The sequence below is a fragment of the Ensifer sp. EB106-03-01-XG145 genome (assembly GCF_058792075.1).
On sequence record NZ_JBYTEC010000001.1, the window covers coordinates 973,519 to 993,476 of the forward strand.

Here is a 19,958-nt window from a genome sequence, read left to right on the forward strand (position 1 = left end):
TGACTCATCAATCAATAAAAATCTTCGGTGTTTTCGCTTCCCTTTTTCGAAGAAATCCGGCTCAATCCTCCCGGTAGCGATCCCGCGATCTGAAGGACTGGAGGTTGAAATGACCCATGCATTCGATCACGCCGACAAGACGGCGGTTGCCCGCAAATGGGGGTGGTTCGTAGCACTCGGCGTGCTGCTCATCATGTGCGGTGGCCTTGCCTTCGGCAATCTGCTGATGGCCACGGTCGCTTCGGTCTATTATGTCGGGATCATCATGCTGGTCGGCGGGCTTTTCAATCTCGCCCACGCCTTCCAGGTCAAGGGCTGGGACAGCGTACTTTACTGGGGGCTCAGCGGCGCCTGTTATACGATCGCCGGCCTGTTTGCCTTCATCAATCCCTTGCTTGCCTCGTCCTTCCTGACCTTCGTGATGGCGATCGCCCTCATCGTCGCCGGCTGCTTCCGCATCTGGGTCGGTCTCAAGCTCAGGCCAGTACAAGGCTGGGGATGGGTGGCACTCGGCGGTCTGGTCACGCTTGCCGCCGGCCTCATCATCGCCGCCGGCTGGCCGGTCAACAGTCTCTGGATCCTCGGCCTTTTCCTCGCCGTCGACCTGGTGATGCAGGGCCTGTCGCTGATCGCCTTCGGCGTGCTGGCGAAGGGATAACCGCCCCCTTCCTGTGGGGTTCCGAGCTGGGTGCCCGGCCGTACGAAAGCGGCCGTTATCGGCGCCCGGGCAACCGCAGCAATCGCTCATGAAACTACTGATTTCATTAGAATGTTTGCAGTAGATCAAGGGCGGTAGCGACTGTCATATAGCTTTCATCAAAGCTTCATAATGGGGAAAGACTTCGTTGATAGTTGGCGGCCATGCTGCCGGCGTCCGATCGTCCGTTCCCCTGTCTCTGGAGCCCGGCATGTCCGCCGCCCCCGCCGAAATCCTCTCGTTGCGCCGGTTCGGCGACGACCAGATCGTCACGCTCGCCAAGCTGGTGATCGAGAGTGCCTTCCAGCCGATCACCGAAGCGGCGACCGGCACCGTCTTCGGTTACGAATCGCTGATGCGCGGCTTCCAGAAACTGGGCTTTGCCTCGCCGCTGGAACTGCTCGACAAGGCGGAAGAAGCCGGGCAATTGCTGGCGCTGGAGCACATGATCAACAGCCGCGCCGTCGCCGGCTTCGCGACGCTGCCCGATCATTCCGCCCGCACCCTGTTTCTGAATTTCGACTCGCGCCTCGTCGGCGGCGAGGGCGACATCGTCGAGCGCCTCGTCAACCATCTGAAGCGCGCCGGTATCGCCCCTTCGTCGCTCTGCTTCGAGCTTTCCGAGCGTTTCGACAGCGGCAAGATGCCGGACTTCTCCGCGCTCGTGCGCGATCTCCGGCTCGCCGGCTTCAAGCTCGCCATTGACGATTTCGGGGCTGGCTTCAACGGGCTGAAGCTGCTCTGCGACCAGCCGGTCGATTACGTGAAGATCGACAGGCACTTCATCTCCGGCATCGAGGCTGACGCCCGCAAGCGCCACCTCGTGCGCCACACCGTCAACACCGCGCATGTGCTTGGTACGCGGGTCATCGCCGAGGGCGTCGAGACGGAGGCGGAGTTCCTCACCTGCCGCGACCTCGGCTGCGATCTCGTGCAGGGCTATTACGTCGCCCGGCCGACCACCCATCTCAGCGAGCTTCTGCCCGCCTATCCGCATCTCGATCAGAGCGTCAGCGTGAGGCGACCCTCGTCCTCGCTCGACAGTATCCTGATCCGCAAGCAGATCGAGCAACTGCCGACGGTGCGCGAAAGCGATGAACTCGATTCCGTCTTCGATCTCTTCCGGCGAAACCCGCGCCAGGGCTTCTTCCCGGTTCTGAACGCCAATGGCGAGCCGCGCGGCATTCTGCATGAGTATCACGTCAAGGAGCTGATCTATCACCCCTTCGGCCGTGATCTCCTCAAGAACCGGATCTACCAGCGGCGGATCTCGCATTTCGTCAGCCCGGCACCGATCGCCGATCTCGATACGCCCGCGGATGAAATGCTGAAGATCTTCGCCGGCATGGACGGCAGCGATTGCCTGATCCTTACGGAGAACATGCGTTACGCCGGTACGCTTTCGGCCTCGTCGCTTCTGAAGATCATCAACGAAAAGCAGCTCAAGATGGCGCAGGAGCAGAACCCGCTGACGGGCCTGCCCGGCAACCGCGCCATCCGCGACTACGTCCAGGACGCGATCCTCGACGGCGATCAGACCCGCTATTTCTGCTATTGCGACTTCGACGACTTCAAGCCGTTCAACGACACCTACGGCTTCCAGAAGGGCGATCTCGCGATCACGCTGTTTGCCGCACTCCTGCGCCGCCACTTCATCGGCGAGGAGAAGTTCCTCGGCCATGTCGGAGGAGATGATTTCTTCGTCGGCATCAGCGGCTGTTCGGTCGAGGAGCTGGAGGCGGTGCTGAACCGCCTGCTGGACGATTTCCGCTCCGACGTGCGCCAGCTCTACTCGGCGGAGCACCAGGCCGAGGGCCGCATCAGCGGCCATGGTCGCGACGGTGCGCCGAAGGAATTCGCGCTGATGCGCTGCTCGATCGCCGTCCTCGGCCTGCCGGAGGGCTTCGTCTTTTCCGATGCCCAGGCCGTCAGCGCCCGCATCGCCGAAATCAAATCCCGCGCCAAGACCAGCGAAGCCGGTCTTGTCATGGACGCACTCGGCGGCTGATTTCCCGTCTTCGGGCTCGCTTAGGTCGCGGGTATGCGATGGGCGAGATAGTCGCGCATCTGGGAAAGCGCCGTGTCGCGCGTCAGCCCTTCCGATTGCAATCCGAGCCTAAGCCAAAGGCCGTCGATCAATGAAGTGATGCCGAGCGCCACGGTCTCGCAGTCTTCTGCCGGCAACAGGTCCACGAGCGCGGAAAGCAGGTTCGAGCGCATGCGCGCGTGGATCACCTTCTGGATGCGGGCAAGCTGCGGCTCGCGCGGAACTTCCGCACAAAGGGAAAGCCAGGCATGGCAGACCGAAGGCTGGAAGAAGCGCTCCTCGAAGTTCGCCTCAATGATCGCCTCTAGCCGCTCGCGCGGCGTGCGTGCGCGGTTCAGCCGAACGACCACCGCTTCCTTGAGCGCGGCGTTCGCCTCGCGCATGGCATGTTCGAAAAGCTCCTGTTTGTTGGCGAAATAATGCAGCACGATGCCCTTGGAGGCGCCGGCGTGTGTCGCGACCTTCTCCAGCGTCGCGCCGGCCATGCCCTCTTTCTGCAGCACCTCAAAGGCCGCGCGGCGCAGCTCGCGCCGCCTGATCTCGCTTATCCTCGTCAGTCGCATCAGCCGCCTCCAAACGATTCCCACATTGACAAACTTTCCGGAAAGATCAAATGTTGACCCATGGGACAATTATTAGTCCGAATGGACAAACTGGAGGATGCGATGCCGAAGCTGAAACTGTTGATGTCCACCATTGCCGTTGTCGCCGTCGCCTCTCCGGCCTTGGCCGGCGAGGCGCAATCCTGTCGGCAAGTCCGGCTGGCCGAGCCCGGTTGGAACGATCTGGCGTTCACCACGGGCGTCGGGCTGACAGTCCTCAAGGCATTGGGTTATGAACCCGAAAGCAAGCTGCTCGGCATTGACGTCATCTACACCAGTCTGCGCAGCGGCGATCTCGACGTCTTCCTTGGCTATTGGGACCCGGCGATGGTCTCCTATTACAAGCCCTACAAGGACGACGGTTCGGTCGAAACCGTCCGCACCAATCTGAAGGGGGCCAAGTACACGTTCGCCGTACCCGATTATGTCTGGGAGGCGGGCGTCAGGGATTTCGCGGACCTGAAGATCTTTGCCGACAAATTCGAGAAGAAGATGTACGGCATCGAGCCCGGCTCCAACCAGCTGATGCTGGATGCCGTCAAGGACCAGGGCCTCGGGCTTGATGGCTGGGAAGTGGTGGAATCAAGCGAGCAAGGCATGCTGGCGGAAGTCACGCGCCGGGTTCGCGACAAGTCCTTCATCGTCTTTCAGGGCTGGGCGCCGCATCCGATGAACACGGCCCTGTCGATCAAGTATCTGACCGGCGGCGACAAGTTCTATGGACCGGACTTTGGCGCGGCGACCGTTTCGACCCAGGTGCGCAAGGGCTACCTGCAGGAATGCCCGAATGTCGCCAGGCTCCTCAACAATCTGAGCTTCGATATCGACTTCGAGAACCGCGGCATGGGTTCCCTGATGAGCGACGGGCTGGCGCCGGAGGAGGCCGGCAAGAAGGCCATCGAGCAGGAGCCGCAGCGGCTCGACGCCTGGCTTTCCGGGGTGACGACCTTCGACGGGCAGCCGGGGCTTGCCGCGGTCAAGGCCGCGCTCGGACTGTGATCGTCATCGACCAGCAAGATTGGTCGCCGCTGAAGCGGCGGCTCGAACTGCCCGGCGGGCGCCAGTTCGCCTATGTCGATCGCGGCGAGGGGCCGGCGCTGTTGCTGCTCCACGGCTATTCCGACAATAGCCGCTCTTTCTCGCTGGTCGCGCCCCACCTCGTGGGCTATCGACTGATCATTCCGGATCTCGCCGGCCACGGCGCGTCGCAGGCGGGGCCGGGGGCAACGGTTGCCGATTTTTCGCGGGATCTCGCTTGTCTGGCCGATAGGCTGGCGCTGAGGGATATCGTCGTCATCGGCCATTCCATGGGGGCAATGACCGCCATTGCGCTTGCCGCCCTTCGCCCGGACCTGGTCCGGGCCCTCGTTCTTTTATCCGGCAGCCTGCAGCCGGGCCTCGACGCGAGGAGTCCAACGGCGCGGGCGATCCGCGCGTTGAAGGATCCGCTGGATCAGGAACACCCGTTCTTCGATGTCTGGCACGCCTGCAACCAACCAGTCGACCCGGCGTTCCTTGCGCACATGCGCAAGGAGGCCGCAGAGATACCGACGCAGACGTGGCTCGCTATCCTCGATGGCCTTGCCGCGACCGATCTTCGCGCCGCCGCGCGGCAGTTGCGTTTGCCGGTGCTGGCGATCGGCGGCAGTGAGGATCCGCTGTTCGACGCTGGGCATCGCCGGCTGCTGGCGGAAACCATCGGCTCGGCGCGCTCGATCAGCTTGGCCGGCCATGGCCACAACCCTCATTGGGAAAGCCCGGCACTGGTGGCTGGCGAGATCCTGTCCTTCCTGGCGGCCGAACCCTGATCGGCCAATACTACCGCCACCCTTTTCGCGGCACGCCGTCAGCGCTAGATGTGGCACATCAGCAGCATGAGGTGGTGCCATGTCCCTTCCGTCAGAAATGAACTTCGTCGATCTTCCGGCCCCAGGCGGACCGGAAAACATGGTCCTGAAAAAGGGACCGTTGCCTGAGATCAAACCGGGCGACATCCTCGTTCGGGTGGAGGCGGCCGGCATCAACCGTCCCGATGTCTTGCAGCGCAAGGGCGACTATCCGCCACCGCCGGGTGCAAGTCCGATCCTCGGCCTTGAAGTGGCCGGCGAGGTGGTGGCGCTCGGCGCGGGTGCGGAAGGATTTCAAATCGGAGACAAAGTCTGCGCGCTCGCCAACGGCGGCGGCTATGCGGAATATGCGGCAGTCCCGGCAAGCCAGGCGCTGGCCTGGCCGAAGGGCTATGACGCGGTGAAGGCGGCGGCTCTGCCCGAAACCTTCTTCACCGTCTGGGCCAATGTCTTCGACATGGCCGGCTTGAAGGCGAGCGAAACGATCCTCATCCATGGCGGCTCCAGTGGCATCGGCACGACGGCGATCCAGCTTGCCAAGGCCTTCGGCGCCGAGGTCTTCGTCACCGCCGGCAGCGCCGAGAAATGCCAGGCTTGCGAGTCGCTCGGCGCCAAGCGCGCGATCAACTATCGCGAAGAGGACTTCAAAACGGTCGTTATCGAAGAGACGGATGGACGCGGCGTCGACGTCATCCTCGATATGGTCGGCGGGCGTTACTTCGACCGCAACATCGCTTCGCTGGCGAAGGACGGCCGCCTGTCGATCATCGCCTTCCTCGGCGGCGCCAAGGTCGAGGCGGCGAACATCGCGCCGATCCTGACAAAGCGTCTGCATGTGATGGGCTCGGCGCTCCGTCCCCGTACGCCGGCGGAGAAGCAGGCGATCCGCGATGGTCTGGTGGCAAAGGTCTGGCCGCTGCTCGAGGCGGGCAAGGTCGCGCCGGTGATCCACTCCGTGCTGCCCTTTGCCAAGGTGGCGGACGGGCATCGCGAGATGGAGACCGGCGACCATATCGGCAAGATCATCATGTCCATGTGATCCCCGGATCGCCACGTGATTTGCGCCATTAAACCTTAGTCGGTCTTGCAAATACCGTGGGATCACCTACCTTGTTGCCATCTGAAACGAACAGAAAGGAAGGTGATCCAATGTCTAATGAGATTTCGGTCTTGGTGAAGGGCATGGGAGAGGTGAACACGTCGAGGCAGCCCTCGGCTTGATCCCCGCCTTCCTTCGGGCCTAAAGCCCGGGCCACTCACTTGGCCAGAACTCAGGGAAGGGTCGCCTCGGGCGGCCCTTTTCCATTTTCGGTATTCCCCGCCCGGGCCTTCAGCCTCAACTGTTGGAACTTTGCAGATCACACCCCGAAGCGTCCGAGCGCCGGGATCTTGATGCCGGGCTTCGCGAAATCAAATCCGGCGACGAGGCCGAAAAAGTGCAGTTCGAGGCCGCTGCGAACACCAGCCGAGATACCGGCGACGCCATAGAGCGTGGCGTGCATGTCACGGCCATCGGCATCGATCTGGAACAACTTGCCCTCCGGCAGATAATCGCGGCCGACGGCGTCGGGCGGCAGCACGGCGCCGAGTTCCGGCACGGAGCGCAGCACGTGGGCGACGAAGGTGTTGGAGTTCGGGCCCGGCCAGATCCGATAGCCGCCGGGTGCGTCATAGGGATAGCTTGCGATCGCCGCTTCGATCTTCGGGATCAGCCGGCTGGCTTCGGTTCCGGTGATCGAAACAACCAATCTCGGCTCGTTCGAATACCAGCGCGCATCGGCCGGATAGGCGTTGCGGCGGATCGGCTTGCCCCAGCCGACCTTGTCGTAGCGGTTGTAGGCGAGGGCGCCCTGTTGCTTGGTCACGATCCAGGCGTGGCTGGCGACGGCGCCCTTCATGCCGCCGGTCGTTGCCGAAAAGACGTAGATCGCCGCATCGGGGCTCTCGGCTGTCTTCGGCAGGATGCCCGCCGAGGACCAGTCGGCAGAGCGCCAGCTCTGTGGCCGGTCCTGCATGTACCACCAGCCGGCCGAGGCTAGCGCCGGCAGAAGGTAGATGATGAGAAAGGCGGCGGCGAGCCTGCGGGCGAATTTCATGAAAACTCCGTTTCCTGCCTTAAGATTCCTGCTAAATGCACGGAGCAATTTCGGAAATTTGAGGGCAAGGCATGTCGAATCCCGTTCTCGTCGAAGTCACCCGCGGAAACCTCGTCGAAAGTCGCCATCGCGGACTTGTGATCGCCGTCGACGGCGATGGCCGGACCGTCTTTTCGCTCGGTGAGACTGACACCGCCGTTTTCCCGCGCTCCGCCTGCAAGGCGATGCAAGGGCTGCCCTTGATGGAAAGCGGTGCGGCCGACGCCTACGGTTTCGGCAACAGGGAACTGGCTCTTGCCTGCTCCTCCCATTCCGGCGAGCCGGAGCATGTAGAGCTTGCCGCAAAGATGCTCGCGGCGGCGGGCCTCGACGTCTCGGCGCTCGAATGCGGCGCCCATTGGTCGTCCGACCAGAGGACCTTGATCGGCCAGGCCCGCAGCCTGGAGGCGCCGACAGCGCTTCATAACAACTGCTCCGGCAAACATTCAGGCTTCATCTGCGCCTGCTGCCATTCCGGCACCGAGGTGAAGGGCTATGTCGGCTACGAGCATCCGCTGCAGCAGGAAATCCGCGGCACGATGGAAAGCCTGACCGGGGCGATCCTCGGCACGGACAATTGCGGGGTCGACGGCTGCTCGATCCCGACCTACGCCGTTCCGCTCAAGGGCCTGGCGCACGGGTTTGCCAAGATGGCGACCGGCGTCGGTCTTGGACCCGAACGCGCCCGGGCCTCCAGGCGGCTGATCGAGGCCTGCATGGTCGAGCCCTTCTACGTGGCCGGAACCAAGCGCGCCTGCACCCGGCTGATGAAAACGGCCCCCGGCCGCATCTTCGCCAAGACCGGTGCCGAAGGCGTGTTCTGTGCCGCCATCCCGGAAAAGGGCATCGCCATCGCGCTGAAATGCGAGGACGGCACGACCCGCGCCGCCGAAGCGATGGTGGCGGCAACGCTTGCGCGCTTCTTCAGGGATGAGCCGGACCTGCACGCGGCCCTGATGGCGCAGGCAAATCACTCGATGTACAACTGGAACGGCATCCATGTCGGCGGCGTCAGGGTCACGGACGCTTTCGCCGCCTGAGGTTCGCGGGCGACGGTTCTCGCCTGCAGCCCTCACGGACAGCCTCGGCGCGCTGGCACCGTCAGGCGCCGATCATCACAACGCTCGCGTCGTCATAGGGCGTTAGCATCTGGCGCTCGATTTCCACCGGTACGATGAAGCCGGCGAGATCGGCGATTCCGGCCACGCGATGTGGCGAAACTGCGTCGAATTTCTCCGCTGTCGCAAGCACATAGGTGTCGGCGGCCTGGGCGAGGATCGCGCGCTTGACGGCCGCCTCCTCGAAGTCGCCGGTGGAAACTCCGTGAACCGGATGAATGGCGGTGACGCCGAGGAAGAACAGGTCGATGCGGATGCCGGCGATGGCGGTGAGCGCCGCCGCGCCCGTCGCAACCATCGAATGTTTGTAGAGCCGGCCACCGATCAGGATCACTTCGGCTTCGTGGCGTTCGAGCTCGGCGGCAATCGTCGGGCTGTGGGTGACGACGGTCAGCCGCATCTCCCGCGGCAGTGCCCGCGCGATTTCCGCGTTGCTCGTGCCGCCGTCGAGAAAGATCGTCTGGCCCGCCTCGATCATCGTCGCGGCCTTTCGCCCAAGCCGGTGTTTGACGTCGCCGGCAATCTCCTGCCGTGCGGTAAAGTTTGGTAGCGGCGGGACCAGCGGCAGCGCGCCGCCATGTACGCGCTTCAGCAAACCTTCCGCCGCCATCTCGCGGAGATCGCGCCGGATCGTGTCTTCCGAGAGGTCCAGTTCGTCCGCCAGGCGCTTGGCGACGATCTCGCCGTCGCGCGCCAACCGTGCCGAAATCAAAGCCCGTCTCTGTGTTGTCAGCATGAATACCTCCTTGACTCTTCACGATATTGCACGAAATATCGTGAATATTCCAGAATGATCTGGATATTTCGTGCAAAAATTTGGAGAAGATCATGCTGATTTTGATCGCGGGGCCCTATCGCTCGGGAACCGGAGACGACCCGGCCAAGATGGCCGCCAACCTGAAGCGACTGGAGGAGCCGTCCTATGCGCTGTTTCGGGCCGGGCACGTGCCTGTCATCGGCGAATGGGTGGCGCTGCCGGTGTGGAATGCGGCGGGTGGCGAGCGCATCGGGGACGACCTCTACGAGGAAATTTTCCATCCCGTCGCCGGCCGCTTGCTGGCACTGTGCGACGCGGTGCTGCGTCTGCCGGGCGACAGCAAGGGTGCCGACAACGACGTGCGCATCGCCCGTGAACGCGGCATTCCCGTCTACTACCGCTTGGAAGACGTGCCCGGTTGCGGCGAGGCGCTGGTTGCCTGACCGGAAACGGCCCGGCAGGGATACCTGCCGGGCCGTGGCGGTGCTTCTGAACTCCACCTCAATCTCGGCCCCAACCCGAGGATTGGGTCCGCATTGCGGTGAGGGAGGCGGGAGGCCTATTCGTGCACGTGCGGCTCGGCGACGAAGGTCAGCGTGGCCGTTAAACCTTTCTTGTCGGCGGCGATGTTGCTTTCGAGCGGGATCGCGTGGCTGACGGCAAGAATGTTGACGCCGGCGTTGCGCAGCGTCACTTCCGCTTCGCCATTCGCGTTCGTCTTTTCAGAGACGAGCTCGGGCAGCCCGGCATAGTCAAGGGTGATTTCCTTGCCTTCGAGCGGCTTGCCGTCGAGCAGGAGGCGGATGCGAAATTTCTCGCCCGGCTTCAGGCCAACAGGGTTGTCGAGCGGGATGATCTGCAGCGGCTGTGCCGGGAAGGCCGGCAGTGCGCCATGCGCATGCACCAGCGCGATGCTGTATTTGACCGAATGGCTCGCCTGCTTGGCACCAGGCACCTCGTTCTTCGGCTTGTTCACCCATTTGCCGTCGGCGCCTTCGCTCCAATAGCCGTTGTCGAACTCAAGAGCGATGAGCGCCGGCTCGCCGTCGAGTTTCAGCGTAGCGTGATTGTCTTCCGCCTCGATCGTCACCGGCAGCGCTTTACCGTCTTCGCCAACGGCCGAGACCGATTTCACTTTGGCCGGATCATAGGCTTCGTCCGCGGGGCCGTGGCCGTAGATCACCGCCAGCGTTCCCCAGCGCTCGCCGATCCATGCGCCATGGGAGAAGGCGGGCGTCGCAGCGGCGGCAAGCAGGCCGGCAGCGAAGAAGGTTGAAAAGAGCGTTTTCATAAGCAACTCCAAATAATGTTATAACGTAACAATCACGTTCTATTGAAATCCGTTCGGGCTTGTCAATCGGGCTGACATCCTTTCTTCTGCCGCCGATCTTTGGTCTGGAGTTGAAACGGCCGGAAGCGCACGGTTCACCGACAGCATTCCGCTTCAGTTCGGCAAAATTGATAGGGCAGGTTCGGGTCTGTCGGCACCACGTCATCCGATCCGCATGATCGCAGAGGAGAGTTGAAGTGTTGAAATTGTTCTACGCCCCGGGCACCTGCTCATTGGCCTCGCATATCGCGCTGGAGGAGGCGGGCGCTGACTATGAGGCACGCCGCGTCGATTTTTCGACCGCCGAACAGACCAAGCCTGACTATCTCGCGGTAAACCCGAAGGGCCGGGTGCCGGCGCTGTTGACCGACCGGGGCGTCATCACTGAAACGCCGGCGATCCTCACCTATATCGCCGAGACAAATCCGGCAGCGAACCTTGCACCAAGGGGCGATGCCTTTGCTTTTGCGCAGTTGCAGTCGTTCATGAACTATCTCTGCTCGACGGTGCATGTCGCCCATGCCCATGGACGTCGCGGCGCGCGCTGGGCCGACGATCCGGCGGCGCACGAGGCAATGAAGGCCAAGGTCGCCTCCAACATGGCGGCCTGCTTCGAACTGATCGAGAACAAGATGTTCGAAGGCCCCTTCGTCCTGGGCGAGACCTATTCGGTTGCCGATCCCTACCTTTTCACCATCGCCGGCTGGCTCGAATCGGACGGTGTGGATCCCGCGCGTTTCCCGAAAATCCTGGATCACCGCAACCGCATGACCGCGCGTCCGGCCGTTGCCCGGGTCCTGGCCACGCTCAAGGCCTGAGCCGCGCGACCATCTGGGCTACATCAGGATGTAGTCCTTGGGCTGCGGCAAGGGCGGAAGGTCTGTCTCGCCGAGCGCCTCGCGCAGGTTGATCTCGATCGTTTCGGCAAGCGCCATGATCGGCAGGTCGTTCGGCAACACGCCGAACGGCTCCTCCAATTCGTCCCCGAGTGCATCGAGGCCGAAGAAGGTGTAGGCGACCAGCGCCGTGACGAAGGGCGTGGCCCAACCGAGCGCATCGGCAAAGCCGAAGGGCAGCAGGAAGCAGAAGAGATAGGCGGTGCGGTGCAGGAGCAGCGTGTAGCCGAAAGGCACCGGCGTGTTGCGGATGCGCTCGCAGGCGGCAAGCGTCGCCGACATCCTGCCGACCGTGCCGTCCAACTGGGCCCACTGAAAGTCGCTGATTGCGCCCGAAGCACGCAAGCCCGCGAGATCGCGGCCCATCTCACGCAAGAGGTAGTCCGGCGCGTTGCGGCTTGCCTCGTAGCCGGGCGCGAGATCGTCGGGCAGTCGCGCGAGTGCCCTGGCTGCATGATTGCCCGGTCGCAGGTGGCCAACCAGGGCGTGAGCAAAGGCGATGGCGATGTTGAGGAGCCGTTGCCGCGCCGCATTCTCCGATGCTTTCGCGTCGACCAGGACCAGTGTCTGCCGGGCAAGATCGCGCGACGTGAAGATCAGTTGTCCCCAATCCTTCCGCGCCTCCCACCAGCGGTCGTAGCAGGCGTTGTTGCGGAAACCGAGGAACACCGAGAGCGCAATGCCGAGCAAGGCGAAAGGGCCGCTGTTGACGCTTGGAACGATGCCGGGATCGGCACGGTGCGCCCAGACGACGAAGGCGGAAAGGCCGAAGACGAACAGCACCTGCGGAAAGATCCGCTGAATGACCGATCCTCTGAGGATGAAGAACAGTTTCAGAAGGCTGGGGCGGTCGCGAACGATCATGGAAGAACACCTGTGTGGCCGTCAGCTTCCACCGGTATAGGCGCGAGCTCTGAAATGGAAGGCCGCTCATTGGATGCCGCCAGCCGCCGGCGCGAGATTTTTACCGCCTATGTCGGCTCAGTCGCCGCGCGCACGTCCTTGTTGCGTAACGCCAACAGGGAGACAACGACGATGCGCAAGGTGGTTGCCGGCATGCAGATGTCCATCGACGGGATGATCGATGGACCGGATGGCTATACGGACTGGGTCGATTCCTGGTCGGACACCTTCGACCTCCTGCCTGAGATCGATGCCTGCGTCCTCGGGAGCGGCATGTATTCGGGCTATGAGCAATATTGGAGCGCGATCAAACAGAATCCGCATGCGCCGCTGGAGTTTACCGGCAAGGTGCCGACGCAGGAGGAGATCGAATATACGGATTTTGCTTTGAGCACGCCGCATTATGTTCTCTCGAAAGAGCGCTCGGAGGTGCAATGGGCCAACGCCACCATCGTTCGCGATGCTGCCGAGATCGAGCAGCTAAGGCGCCAGCCGGGTCGGACCATCTATGTCGTCGGCGGCGCTCGCACCGTGTCGAGCCTGATGGATCACGGCCTGATCGACGAATTGCGTCTCACCATCCATCCCCTGGTGGTGGGGAAGGGCAAGGCGCTGTTCGAAACCATCGCCCAGCGCCACTACGTGCAACTCGATGACGTGAAGAGGGTCGATGACGGCAAGGTTTGCCTGATCTACAAGGTCGGGGATCGAAGCTGAAAGCGGTCAGCCGGCGAGTTTCGCAGCAAGCCGCTTTGGCGCCTTCTGGCGCCAGGCTGCAACCAGTCGCCCGGTCAGGCTCTTATCGTCGATCACCGAAAGCCGAACCAGCATCGCCGGCCAGCCTTTGTAGTGATCGGTCTCGAAATAGAGTTGCGGGTCGAGTTCCAGCAGCAATTCCTTTTCCTCGAGCGCACACATGACGACAAGCGTGTCGCCGTCCTTCATGCGCACGAAGCTCTTGTCTTTCACCAGCAGTGCCGGCGTGCCGTAGGAGGTGCCGATGGTAACCTCCGGCAAGCCGGCGGCTTCCGCCAGCTTGACGACCCGTGCGAAATTGCGGTCGAGATCCTCGCTCATCCCGTCAGCATATCACAGGGTCATTGTCCGTCACCGGCCCCCGGCTTGCAGGCAGTCGCTGGCGCACTCGGCCGCGCGCGGCCAGGGCCAGCCGGGGAAGGGCAGATCACCGAGTTCGCGTTCGTCCATCCGCTCGAGATCCGGGTGCTGCAGCGGGTCACGCGCCCAGGCTAGTCGCGTATCCTGCTTCCGACTTTCAAAAGTGGCGAATGCGGTCAACATCGAGAGAAGCTTCAACATGGCGGCCCATCCTTTCGATGCTTGGATGATCTGCCTGTCTCGCTGTCTTTTCAATTGAGAATAGCACCGAACGGGTTTAGGAAAACTATATGAGAGATCTGAATTCCGTCCATTTGAACGGGCTTCGCGCCGTGGAAGCGGCCGGTCGCCTTGGTTCGTTGGCGGCTGCTGCCGAGGAGCTCGGCGTGACCTCAGGCGCCGTCAGCCAGCAGATTGCCAAGGCGGAGGCCCAGCTTGGCCGCATCCTGTTCGAGCGCACGCCGCGCGGCCTCGTCCCGACCGACTTTGGCCTGCGTTTCCTCGTCCGCCTCAGCAACGCCTTTCAGGAGCTGGCGGAGGCCGTGGCCTCGGCTCGGCGACGCGACGAGTCGGTGCTGACGATCTCGGTGGCACCGGTCTTTGCCGCCCGCTGGCTGGTCTATCGGCTGAACCGTTTCGCCGAGCGCCACCCCGACATTCGCTTGCGCATCGACGCTACGACCAAGCTCGTCAATCTCGATACATCAGATGTGGATGTCGGCATCCGTGTGGGCTCGGGCGATTGGCCTGGTGTGAAATCCGAACTGCTGTTGCAGCAGGAGGTCTTTCCCGTCTGTTCGCCGGCCATGGCGGAGAACTTGCGTGTACCTGCAGATATTCTAAAGCTCCCGGCCGTGATCGACGGTCACTCGATGTTCAGCTGGGAGGTGTGGCTTCGCGAAGTCGGCCTCTCCGGTGCCGAAATGAGCGTGCGCCACACGTTCAATGAGGCGTCGCTGGTGCTCGATGCGGCGATCTCGGGGCAGGGGGTCATGCTCGCCTGGCAGACGCTCGCCGGCTTCGCGATCACCCAAGGCAGTTTGGTCGTGCCCTTCGGTATCCGCGTGGGCACCGGCTACGGCCACTACTTCGTCAGCTCGCCATCGCGGCGGGAAAGCAAGGCCGCAGCCGCCTTCAAGCGCTGGGTTCGTGACGAGGTGGAGGAGGGCATGCGCCTGCTCGATCTCAGGGCGCCGCGCGTACGCTTCGACGCGGCGACCATGCGCTGATCACTTGAAACGAGCCCCCCTCCGGACGGCTCAATCCGCCGGCTCTTTCAGCCGCTCTTCCATCATCGCCTTGAAAGCCGGGCGGGCATGGCAGCGGGCAAGCCAGGCCGAAACGCGTGGATGCTTCTCGAAGAGCTGTTTCTGGCTCATGGCGTAGCGGAAGACTTCCGCGAGGTTGAGGTCGGCTACGGTGAAGCGATCGCCAACCAGGTAGTCGCGCCCGTCGAGGTGCTCTTCCAGGCGGGTAAACACCTTGTCGAGGGACTTGGCGCAGGTAGTGATCGTTGCCCTGCCTTGGTCGGTTTCCTCAGTGCCGTAGTCGTAGGTGAGGATGATCTGCACCGCATGCGGCTCGACCTCCGTCGCCGCCCACATCGTCCAGTTGCCCATCAGTCCCTCTTCACGGATATCAGCCGGTCCCAGCGGGCCGCCGTATTTGCGCGCAAGGAAAAGATTGTTGGCAAGCGATTCCGTCAGTACGACGCCGTCGTCTTCGATCGCCGGAATCAGACCCATCGGGTTGACGGCGAGGAAGGCCGGCGACTTGGTGTTGATGGGCGCATCGGCGGCAAGCGGATCTGCAACCCGGCGCGCCTGGATGACCGGAACGGACGTGAAGGGGATTCCGAGCTCCCACGCCATCCAGTAATTGCGCGATGCGCGCGAGCGATAGACTCCGTAGATCGTCAGCATGTCGTCCTCCCGTCGTTGCCGTGACCTTGTCTTAAGCCAAGCGTGCTGGACGGCGAAAGCCGGCGCCGCTGATACCACACATGAAATCTTTTGATAGGCCATGCGGCCCATTGCCCGCTTGCCTTTCGCGCCGTTGGTCTTTAGCTGTCGCAGTCGATTTTGGGGGCACTTTTGGCGCGACGGTTTCTAGGCGATCGGTTGACGGACATGGCGGCGCGTTTGCTCTGCGCGCTTGTCCTCGTCATCTCGGCCCTGAGCCAGCAGCCGGCGGTCGCCATGCCGGTTGCGCCTGATACGACCGCCTACGCGCTTCCCGATGGAACGTTTGCCGATCTCTGCCTCACCGGCCACGACGATGCCGACGGAAAAGGTGGTACGAAAGGCCATGGATGCCAGTCCTGCTGCCTCGTCGCCCCCGCTGATCTGCCGGCGCCGTATCCGATCGCCGCACCACCGCTATCTCTCGCCTGGCATGTGTCGGTTCCTGCCAATGAACTTCTGTTTGTTCGCGGTGTGCTCCGCGGCGGCACAGGGCCTAGGGCGCCACCATCGGGTTTCTCCCTGATATCCGCTTGAGCGGCGGCTGACGGCCTCCCAGGCGTCGAAACTGCTGTTCGACGTCGCCGGCCGTGATCCGCGACCGACCCGACCATCACGAGGCGAAGCCGCGATAATGCGGATTTCCCGGAGAAACCCATGACAACCGCATCCTTTACCGGCGCCGCAGCGCAGCCGGTCGCCGCCGAGCGCGGCATTTCCCTCTATCGCGCCATCTGGCGCTGGCACTTCTTTGCCGGCTTGCTCGTCATCCCGTTCATGATCAGCCTGGCCGTCACCGGTGGCCTCTATCTCTTCAACGACGAGATCGACGATACCGTCTTCGCCTATCGCAACATCGTGCCTGCCGGGACCGAACGGCTGCCGCCTTCGGCGATCGTCGCCACCGCTGTCGAATCCGTGCCCGGCAGCGCCGCCGTCTCCTATCGCACACCCGCCGGTGCCGATCGCTCGGCGCGCGTCACGGTGGGTATCGGCAAGGCCAAAATGCTGGTCTTCGTCGATCCCTATACCGGCGCCATCCTCGATCACGTCGCGCCCACGGAAGAGTTCAATCAGGTGGTCGAGGACCTGCACAGCCTCGACTATTTCGGTAAGTCGGTCGAAACGATCATCGAGATTGTTGCGGGCTTTGCCATTCTGCTGGTCTTCACCGGCATTTATCTCTGGTGGCCGCGCCAGCAGACCGGCGGTGTGCTGACCGTGCGCGGCACGCCCGCGCGCCGCGTGTTCTGGCGTGACCTTCATGCCGTGACCGGCATCGTCGCCGGGCTGCTGATCGTCTTCCTCGCCTTCTCCGGTCTTCTGTGGTCCGGCTACTGGGGCGCCACCGTCAACGGCAAGCTGACGGCCATGGGGCTCGGCTATCCCGCGGTGCTTTGGGACCAGGTGCCAACCTCGACCAAGGTTTCGACCGATGTCCTCCCCAGGGCGAACTGGCTGATGGAGAATGCTCCGGTCCCGACGTCGAGCGGCGTCGGCGCCGAGCCGGTCGGCATAGACCGCGCGGTCGCGATCGCCGATGAGGCCGGCATGCTGCCCGGCTATGAGCTGGCGCTCCCGACCGATGAGAGCGGCGTCTACACGGCCGCGATCTTTCCGGCCGAGCTCGCACGGGAGCGCACGATCCACATCGACCAGTACTCCGGCAAACCGCTTGTCGATGTAGCCTTTGGCGATTACCCGGCGCTCGGAAAGGCGATCGAATGGAGCATCAACGTGCACAAGGGGCAGGAGTGGGGGCGCGCCAATCAGTTGTTGATGCTTGCCGCCTGCCTGTCCATCGTGCTCATCTCGCTCTCCGCCGTCGTCATGTGGTGGAAGCGTCGCCCGGCGGGGCGCGTCGGGGTGCCGCCGATGCCGCCGAAGCGCAGTGTCTATGCAGGATTGTGGATCATGGCCATTTTCTTTGGCCTCACTTTTCCGCTGACGGGGCTTGCGATCGTTATCATGGTGGTGGCCGACCAACTGCTGATGCTCGCGCCGGCGGCGCGCCGACGTCTGTCCTGAAATCGACGAAGGGGTGGCGCCGTCACCCCTTCTTTTCAGGCACGCAACTTGGAGATTGCAACCTCTGCACGATTTTTCTACAAGTTATTTAGGAAGGGCTAACTCTTGCTCGTCTAACGTGAAGTGGGGAAAGATCGACCAGCGACGCGGCTGAGCGCGTCGGGAGGCCTTGCTTGGCGAAGAACACGTCTCGCAATCCGCGATATGCCGCCTTAAATGCTGGCGGCAACGAGGATACACGTCGCCTGATCGATGCCAGCCATCGGCTGGCGGAAGAAGTTGCGCGGATCTTTCCGACCGAACCCGACATCGCCGACCGCCACTACTGGTTGGAGACGATGATCAACCATGTGCCCGACTACATCTATGCCAAGGATGTCGAAGGGCGGTTCCTCATCGCCAACCAGGTGACTGTTGCCGACAACGGCCTGGAAGGTCTCAAGGATATCGTCGGTAAGACCGACTTCGATCTCCATCCGCCGCACATGGCACAGGCGATCGCCGACATCGAGCGCCGCGTCATCGAAACCGGCGAACCGATTTTCGGCATCGAGGAACGGGCGATCGTCAGCAAGGGCCGCGACCGCTGGCTGATGACCTCCAAGGTGCCGCTGCGCAACAAGCGCGGCGAGATTGTCGGCGTCGTCGGCGTGTCGCGCGATATCTCCGACAGAAAGGCGGCCGAACGCCTGCTCGAAGGGCAGGCCCGCCTACTGGAAATGATCGCCAACAGCCGACCGCTCGACGAATTCTTCCGCGACATGATCCTGCTGATCGAGGCGCTGATGCCTGGCATCAAGGGGTCGGTGCTGTTGCTGTCGGCCGATGGCCGCCACCTGTTCCATGGCGCGGCGCCAAGCCTCGACGAGAGCTATTGCGCGACGATCCATGGCGTCGAGATCGGCCCTCACATGGGCTCCTGCGGCACGGCGGCCTGGCGCGGCGAACAGGTGATCGTCTCGGACATTCTCGCCGATCCTCTCTGGGACGATTATCGCGAGCTCGTTCGACCCTATGGGTTCCGCTCCTGCTGGTCGACTCCCGTCCATTCGCGCGACCGCAAGGTGCTTGGCACATTTGCGCTCTATTCCGGCGCGGTCTGCGTTCCCAACGAAGGGCAGAAGGAGCTGATTGCGATGGCGGCGCATCTCGCCGGTATTGCAATCGAGCGCAAGCACGCGGAGGACCGTATCAGTTTCATGGCGCATCATGATGCGCTGACGGGCCTGCCCAACCGGGCGCTGTTCGAGGAGCAGGTCGCCGAGGCGCTGGAGGCCCTGCGCGGCACCGGTCAATGGGCGGTGCTCGCCTTCCTCGATCTCGATAATTTCAAGCTGGTCAACGATACGCTCGGCCATGCGGCCGGCGACGAGCTGTTGAAGGTCACCGCCTCCCGCATGCGCTCGTCGGTGCGCAAGTCGGATATGGTCGTGCGTGTCGGCGGCGACGAATTCATTCTGCTTCTGAACGGCCTTCCCTGCGAACGGGATGTCGTGCTGGCAAGGCTTGAAGATATTCGCCGCGCCATCGCGGGGCCGATGCAGATCGAGGGCCGAAGCCTGCAGGTCACCTGCAGCATGGGCGTCGCCTGCTTTCCCAATCAGGGCAAGACCGTCGGCGAGCTGCTCGCCAATGCCGACATGGCGATGTATCGGGCCAAGGAGCTCGGGCGCAACAATCTGCAGGTCTTCACCGAGGAAATGGCCGCCAAGGCGCACGAGAAGCTGCGTCAGCAGGAGGAGCTGCGCAGGGCGCTGGCACATGAAGAATTCTTTCTGCAGTTCCAGCCGCAGATGAACCTTGCGAATGGCCGCGTTTTCGCAGCCGAAGCCTTGCTTCGTTGGCGTCATCCAGAGCGCGGCACGGTTTCGCCGGCCGAGTTCATTCCGCTTGCCGAAGAAACCGGGCTGATCGTGCCGATCGGTGACTGGGTGCTGCGCGCCGCTTGCCGCCAGGCCAAGGACTGGCAGGATGACGGCCTGCCGCCGCTGATCGTCAGCGTCAACGTTTCGGCGCGCCAGTTCCGCGAGCGCAACTGGGCAGGTCACGTGGCGGCAATTCTCGCCGAAACCGGGCTTGAGCCCTGCTGTCTCGAGCTTGAGCTGACGGAAAGCCTGATCATGCAGGACGTGCCGGGGGCGATTGCCACCATGCATGAGCTGCAGGCGATCGGCGTGCACCTGGCAATCGACGATTTCGGCACCGGCTATTCTAGCCTCAGCGCCTTGAAGCGCTTCCCGGTGCGCCGCCTTAAGATCGACCGGTCCTTCGTTGCGGATATTCCTGTCGATCTCGACGACAACGCGATCACCGCGGCGATCATCTCACTCGCCCAAAATCTTGGCCTGCGCGTCATCGCCGAAGGTGTGGAAAACCAGGCCCAGGTCGAGTTCCTGCGCCAGAGCGGCTGTGACGAGATCCAAGGCTATTTCTTCAGCCGGCCGCTCTCCGCGCCGGATTTTGAAACACTGATGCGCCAGCCACGTTTCAACGCTCACAGCGTCTGAGTTCTCTTCGTTTC

At 62.9% G+C, this 19,958-nt stretch carries 21 protein-coding genes; 12 read left to right on the forward strand and 9 right to left on the reverse strand.

Features of this window, described 5'->3' with window-relative positions; genetic code table 11:
* Nucleotides 1–109 precede the first annotated feature (109 nt).
* Together AC3WWH_RS04700 and AC3WWH_RS04705 are read left to right on the forward strand one after the other, a co-directional pair.
* Entirely contained in the window at nucleotides 110–658 is a 549-nt protein-coding gene (locus AC3WWH_RS04700) for an HdeD family acid-resistance protein (RefSeq protein ID WP_057250571.1), read from the forward strand.
* A gap of 250 nt (nucleotides 659–908) precedes the next feature.
* On the forward strand, nucleotides 909–2,705 hold the full coding sequence (locus tag AC3WWH_RS04705) for a GGDEF domain-containing protein (protein WP_058320347.1): 1,797 nt from the start codon (nucleotides 909–911) through the stop codon (nucleotides 2,703–2,705).
* Between the two features lie 20 nt (nucleotides 2,706–2,725).
* Here AC3WWH_RS04705 and betI read toward each other — a convergent pair whose 3' ends face one another.
* On the reverse strand, nucleotides 2,726–3,307 hold the full coding sequence (gene betI, locus AC3WWH_RS04710; protein WP_057250567.1) for a choline-binding transcriptional repressor BetI: 582 nt from the start codon (nucleotides 3,305–3,307) through the stop codon (nucleotides 2,726–2,728).
* Between the two features lie 102 nt (nucleotides 3,308–3,409).
* Here betI and choX point away from each other — a divergent pair, with 102 nt between their 5' ends.
* From choX to AC3WWH_RS04725, 3 genes are all read left to right on the forward strand, one after another.
* Nucleotides 3,410–4,345: a choline ABC transporter substrate-binding protein gene (gene choX / locus AC3WWH_RS04715; protein WP_058320521.1), complete on the forward strand. Its 936-nt coding sequence runs from the start codon at nucleotides 3,410–3,412 to the stop codon at nucleotides 4,343–4,345.
* Nucleotides 4,342–5,154 (forward strand): alpha/beta fold hydrolase, encoded by an 813-nt coding sequence (locus AC3WWH_RS04720; protein ID WP_063893296.1) that lies wholly within the window; start codon nucleotides 4,342–4,344, stop codon nucleotides 5,152–5,154. Before choX ends, AC3WWH_RS04720 begins: the two co-directional genes overlap by 4 nt.
* A gap of 79 nt (nucleotides 5,155–5,233) precedes the next feature.
* Nucleotides 5,234–6,232 carry an NAD(P)H-quinone oxidoreductase gene (locus AC3WWH_RS04725; RefSeq protein WP_057250563.1) on the forward strand — a complete coding sequence of 333 codons (999 nt, stop codon included), beginning with the start codon at nucleotides 5,234–5,236 and terminating at the stop codon, nucleotides 6,230–6,232.
* Nucleotides 6,233–6,551: 319 nt separating this feature from the next.
* Here AC3WWH_RS04725 and AC3WWH_RS04730 read toward each other — a convergent pair whose 3' ends face one another.
* Complete coding sequence (locus tag AC3WWH_RS04730; protein WP_057250561.1) at nucleotides 6,552–7,289, reverse strand: DUF3750 domain-containing protein; 738 nt, start codon at nucleotides 7,287–7,289, stop codon at nucleotides 6,552–6,554.
* A 71-nt stretch (nucleotides 7,290–7,360) separates the two neighbouring features.
* Here AC3WWH_RS04730 and AC3WWH_RS04735 point away from each other — a divergent pair, with 71 nt between their 5' ends.
* Nucleotides 7,361–8,368 (forward strand): asparaginase, encoded by a 1,008-nt coding sequence (locus AC3WWH_RS04735; RefSeq protein ID WP_492376898.1) that lies wholly within the window; start codon nucleotides 7,361–7,363, stop codon nucleotides 8,366–8,368.
* 61 nt (nucleotides 8,369–8,429) lie between these two features.
* Here the strand turns inward: AC3WWH_RS04735 and AC3WWH_RS04740 are convergent, their stop codons facing one another.
* Nucleotides 8,430–9,182, reverse strand: coding sequence for a DeoR/GlpR family DNA-binding transcription regulator (locus AC3WWH_RS04740; protein ID WP_057250557.1), 753 nt, complete (start codon nucleotides 9,180–9,182; stop codon nucleotides 8,430–8,432).
* 92 nt (nucleotides 9,183–9,274) lie between these two features.
* Between AC3WWH_RS04740 and AC3WWH_RS04745 the strand changes: the two genes are divergently transcribed.
* Nucleotides 9,275–9,646, forward strand: coding sequence for a hypothetical protein (locus tag AC3WWH_RS04745; RefSeq protein ID WP_057250555.1), 372 nt, complete (start codon nucleotides 9,275–9,277; stop codon nucleotides 9,644–9,646).
* A gap of 116 nt (nucleotides 9,647–9,762) precedes the next feature.
* On the opposite strand, the gene AC3WWH_RS04750 is transcribed toward AC3WWH_RS04745, so the two are convergent.
* A complete protein-coding gene (locus tag AC3WWH_RS04750; RefSeq protein ID WP_058320346.1) occupies nucleotides 9,763–10,494 on the reverse strand; it encodes a DUF4198 domain-containing protein in 732 nt (243 codons plus the stop codon).
* A gap of 236 nt (nucleotides 10,495–10,730) precedes the next feature.
* On the opposite strand from AC3WWH_RS04750, the gene AC3WWH_RS04755 reads away from it, so the two are divergent.
* Entirely contained in the window at nucleotides 10,731–11,351 is a 621-nt protein-coding gene (locus AC3WWH_RS04755) for a glutathione S-transferase family protein (RefSeq protein ID WP_058320345.1), read from the forward strand.
* Nucleotides 11,352–11,369: 18 nt separating this feature from the next.
* Here AC3WWH_RS04755 and AC3WWH_RS04760 read toward each other — a convergent pair whose 3' ends face one another.
* Nucleotides 11,370–12,293 (reverse strand): bestrophin family protein, encoded by a 924-nt coding sequence (locus AC3WWH_RS04760; protein WP_058320344.1) that lies wholly within the window; start codon nucleotides 12,291–12,293, stop codon nucleotides 11,370–11,372.
* Nucleotides 12,294–12,347: 54 nt separating this feature from the next.
* Here AC3WWH_RS04760 and AC3WWH_RS04765 point away from each other — a divergent pair, with 54 nt between their 5' ends.
* A complete protein-coding gene (locus AC3WWH_RS04765; protein ID WP_082640654.1) occupies nucleotides 12,348–13,049 on the forward strand; it encodes a dihydrofolate reductase family protein in 702 nt (233 codons plus the stop codon).
* Between the two features lie 6 nt (nucleotides 13,050–13,055).
* Here the strand turns inward: AC3WWH_RS04765 and AC3WWH_RS04770 are convergent, their stop codons facing one another.
* Both AC3WWH_RS04770 and AC3WWH_RS04775 read right to left on the reverse strand, forming a co-directional pair.
* On the reverse strand, nucleotides 13,056–13,409 hold the full coding sequence (locus tag AC3WWH_RS04770; protein ID WP_058320342.1) for an MmcQ/YjbR family DNA-binding protein: 354 nt from the start codon (nucleotides 13,407–13,409) through the stop codon (nucleotides 13,056–13,058).
* Between the two features lie 30 nt (nucleotides 13,410–13,439).
* A complete protein-coding gene (locus AC3WWH_RS04775) occupies nucleotides 13,440–13,649 on the reverse strand; it encodes a hypothetical protein (protein WP_057250544.1) in 210 nt (69 codons plus the stop codon).
* A gap of 89 nt (nucleotides 13,650–13,738) precedes the next feature.
* Here AC3WWH_RS04775 and AC3WWH_RS04780 point away from each other — a divergent pair, with 89 nt between their 5' ends.
* Nucleotides 13,739–14,677, forward strand: a complete 939-nt coding sequence (locus AC3WWH_RS04780) for a LysR substrate-binding domain-containing protein (RefSeq protein WP_058320341.1) — start codon at nucleotides 13,739–13,741, stop codon at nucleotides 14,675–14,677.
* Nucleotides 14,678–14,707: 30 nt separating this feature from the next.
* Here AC3WWH_RS04780 and AC3WWH_RS04785 read toward each other — a convergent pair whose 3' ends face one another.
* A complete protein-coding gene (locus AC3WWH_RS04785) occupies nucleotides 14,708–15,370 on the reverse strand; it encodes a glutathione S-transferase family protein (protein ID WP_058320340.1) in 663 nt (220 codons plus the stop codon).
* Between the two features lie 186 nt (nucleotides 15,371–15,556).
* On the reverse strand, nucleotides 15,557–15,757 hold the full coding sequence (locus tag AC3WWH_RS04790) for a hypothetical protein (protein WP_058320339.1): 201 nt from the start codon (nucleotides 15,755–15,757) through the stop codon (nucleotides 15,557–15,559).
* Between the two features lie 309 nt (nucleotides 15,758–16,066).
* On the opposite strand from AC3WWH_RS04790, the gene AC3WWH_RS04795 reads away from it, so the two are divergent.
* Nucleotides 16,067–17,437 carry a PepSY-associated TM helix domain-containing protein gene (locus AC3WWH_RS04795; RefSeq protein WP_058320338.1) on the forward strand — a complete coding sequence of 457 codons (1,371 nt, stop codon included), beginning with the start codon at nucleotides 16,067–16,069 and terminating at the stop codon, nucleotides 17,435–17,437.
* 173 nt (nucleotides 17,438–17,610) lie between these two features.
* Nucleotides 17,611–19,944 carry a putative bifunctional diguanylate cyclase/phosphodiesterase gene (locus AC3WWH_RS04800; protein WP_057250534.1) on the forward strand — a complete coding sequence of 778 codons (2,334 nt, stop codon included), beginning with the start codon at nucleotides 17,611–17,613 and terminating at the stop codon, nucleotides 19,942–19,944.
* The last annotated feature ends 14 nt before the right edge of the window (nucleotides 19,945–19,958 follow it).

What these genes read in the sequence shown, in the direction of transcription:
- AC3WWH_RS04740 (WP_057250557.1), bottom strand. Translation starts at nt 9,182, where the DNA reads ATGCTGACAACACAGAGACGGGCTTTGATTTCGGCACGGTTGGCGCGC.
- AC3WWH_RS04790 (WP_058320339.1), bottom strand. Translation starts at nt 15,757, where the DNA reads ATGGCCTTTCGTACCACCTTTTCCGTCGGCATCGTCGTGGCCGGTGAG.
- AC3WWH_RS04700 (WP_057250571.1), top strand. Translation starts at nt 110, where the DNA reads ATGACCCATGCATTCGATCACGCCGACAAGACGGCGGTTGCCCGCAAA.
- AC3WWH_RS04785 (WP_058320340.1), bottom strand. Translation starts at nt 15,370, where the DNA reads ATGCTGACGATCTACGGAGTCTATCGCTCGCGCGCATCGCGCAATTAC.
- AC3WWH_RS04770 (WP_058320342.1), bottom strand. Translation starts at nt 13,409, where the DNA reads ATGAGCGAGGATCTCGACCGCAATTTCGCACGGGTCGTCAAGCTGGCG.
- AC3WWH_RS04730 (WP_057250561.1), bottom strand. Translation starts at nt 7,289, where the DNA reads ATGAAATTCGCCCGCAGGCTCGCCGCCGCCTTTCTCATCATCTACCTT.
- AC3WWH_RS04745 (WP_057250555.1), top strand. Translation starts at nt 9,275, where the DNA reads ATGCTGATTTTGATCGCGGGGCCCTATCGCTCGGGAACCGGAGACGAC.
- AC3WWH_RS04760 (WP_058320344.1), bottom strand. Translation starts at nt 12,293, where the DNA reads ATGATCGTTCGCGACCGCCCCAGCCTTCTGAAACTGTTCTTCATCCTC.
- AC3WWH_RS04780 (WP_058320341.1), top strand. Translation starts at nt 13,739, where the DNA reads ATGAGAGATCTGAATTCCGTCCATTTGAACGGGCTTCGCGCCGTGGAA.
- AC3WWH_RS04765 (WP_082640654.1), top strand. Translation starts at nt 12,348, where the DNA reads ATGGAAGGCCGCTCATTGGATGCCGCCAGCCGCCGGCGCGAGATTTTT.
- AC3WWH_RS04725 (WP_057250563.1), top strand. Translation starts at nt 5,234, where the DNA reads ATGTCCCTTCCGTCAGAAATGAACTTCGTCGATCTTCCGGCCCCAGGC.
- AC3WWH_RS04750 (WP_058320346.1), bottom strand. Translation starts at nt 10,494, where the DNA reads ATGAAAACGCTCTTTTCAACCTTCTTCGCTGCCGGCCTGCTTGCCGCC.
- betI (WP_057250567.1), bottom strand. Translation starts at nt 3,307, where the DNA reads ATGCGACTGACGAGGATAAGCGAGATCAGGCGGCGCGAGCTGCGCCGC.
- AC3WWH_RS04775 (WP_057250544.1), bottom strand. Translation starts at nt 13,649, where the DNA reads ATGTTGAAGCTTCTCTCGATGTTGACCGCATTCGCCACTTTTGAAAGT.
- AC3WWH_RS04705 (WP_058320347.1), top strand. Translation starts at nt 909, where the DNA reads ATGTCCGCCGCCCCCGCCGAAATCCTCTCGTTGCGCCGGTTCGGCGAC.
- AC3WWH_RS04735 (WP_492376898.1), top strand. Translation starts at nt 7,361, where the DNA reads ATGTCGAATCCCGTTCTCGTCGAAGTCACCCGCGGAAACCTCGTCGAA.
- choX (WP_058320521.1), top strand. Translation starts at nt 3,410, where the DNA reads ATGCCGAAGCTGAAACTGTTGATGTCCACCATTGCCGTTGTCGCCGTC.
- AC3WWH_RS04795 (WP_058320338.1), top strand. Translation starts at nt 16,067, where the DNA reads ATGACAACCGCATCCTTTACCGGCGCCGCAGCGCAGCCGGTCGCCGCC.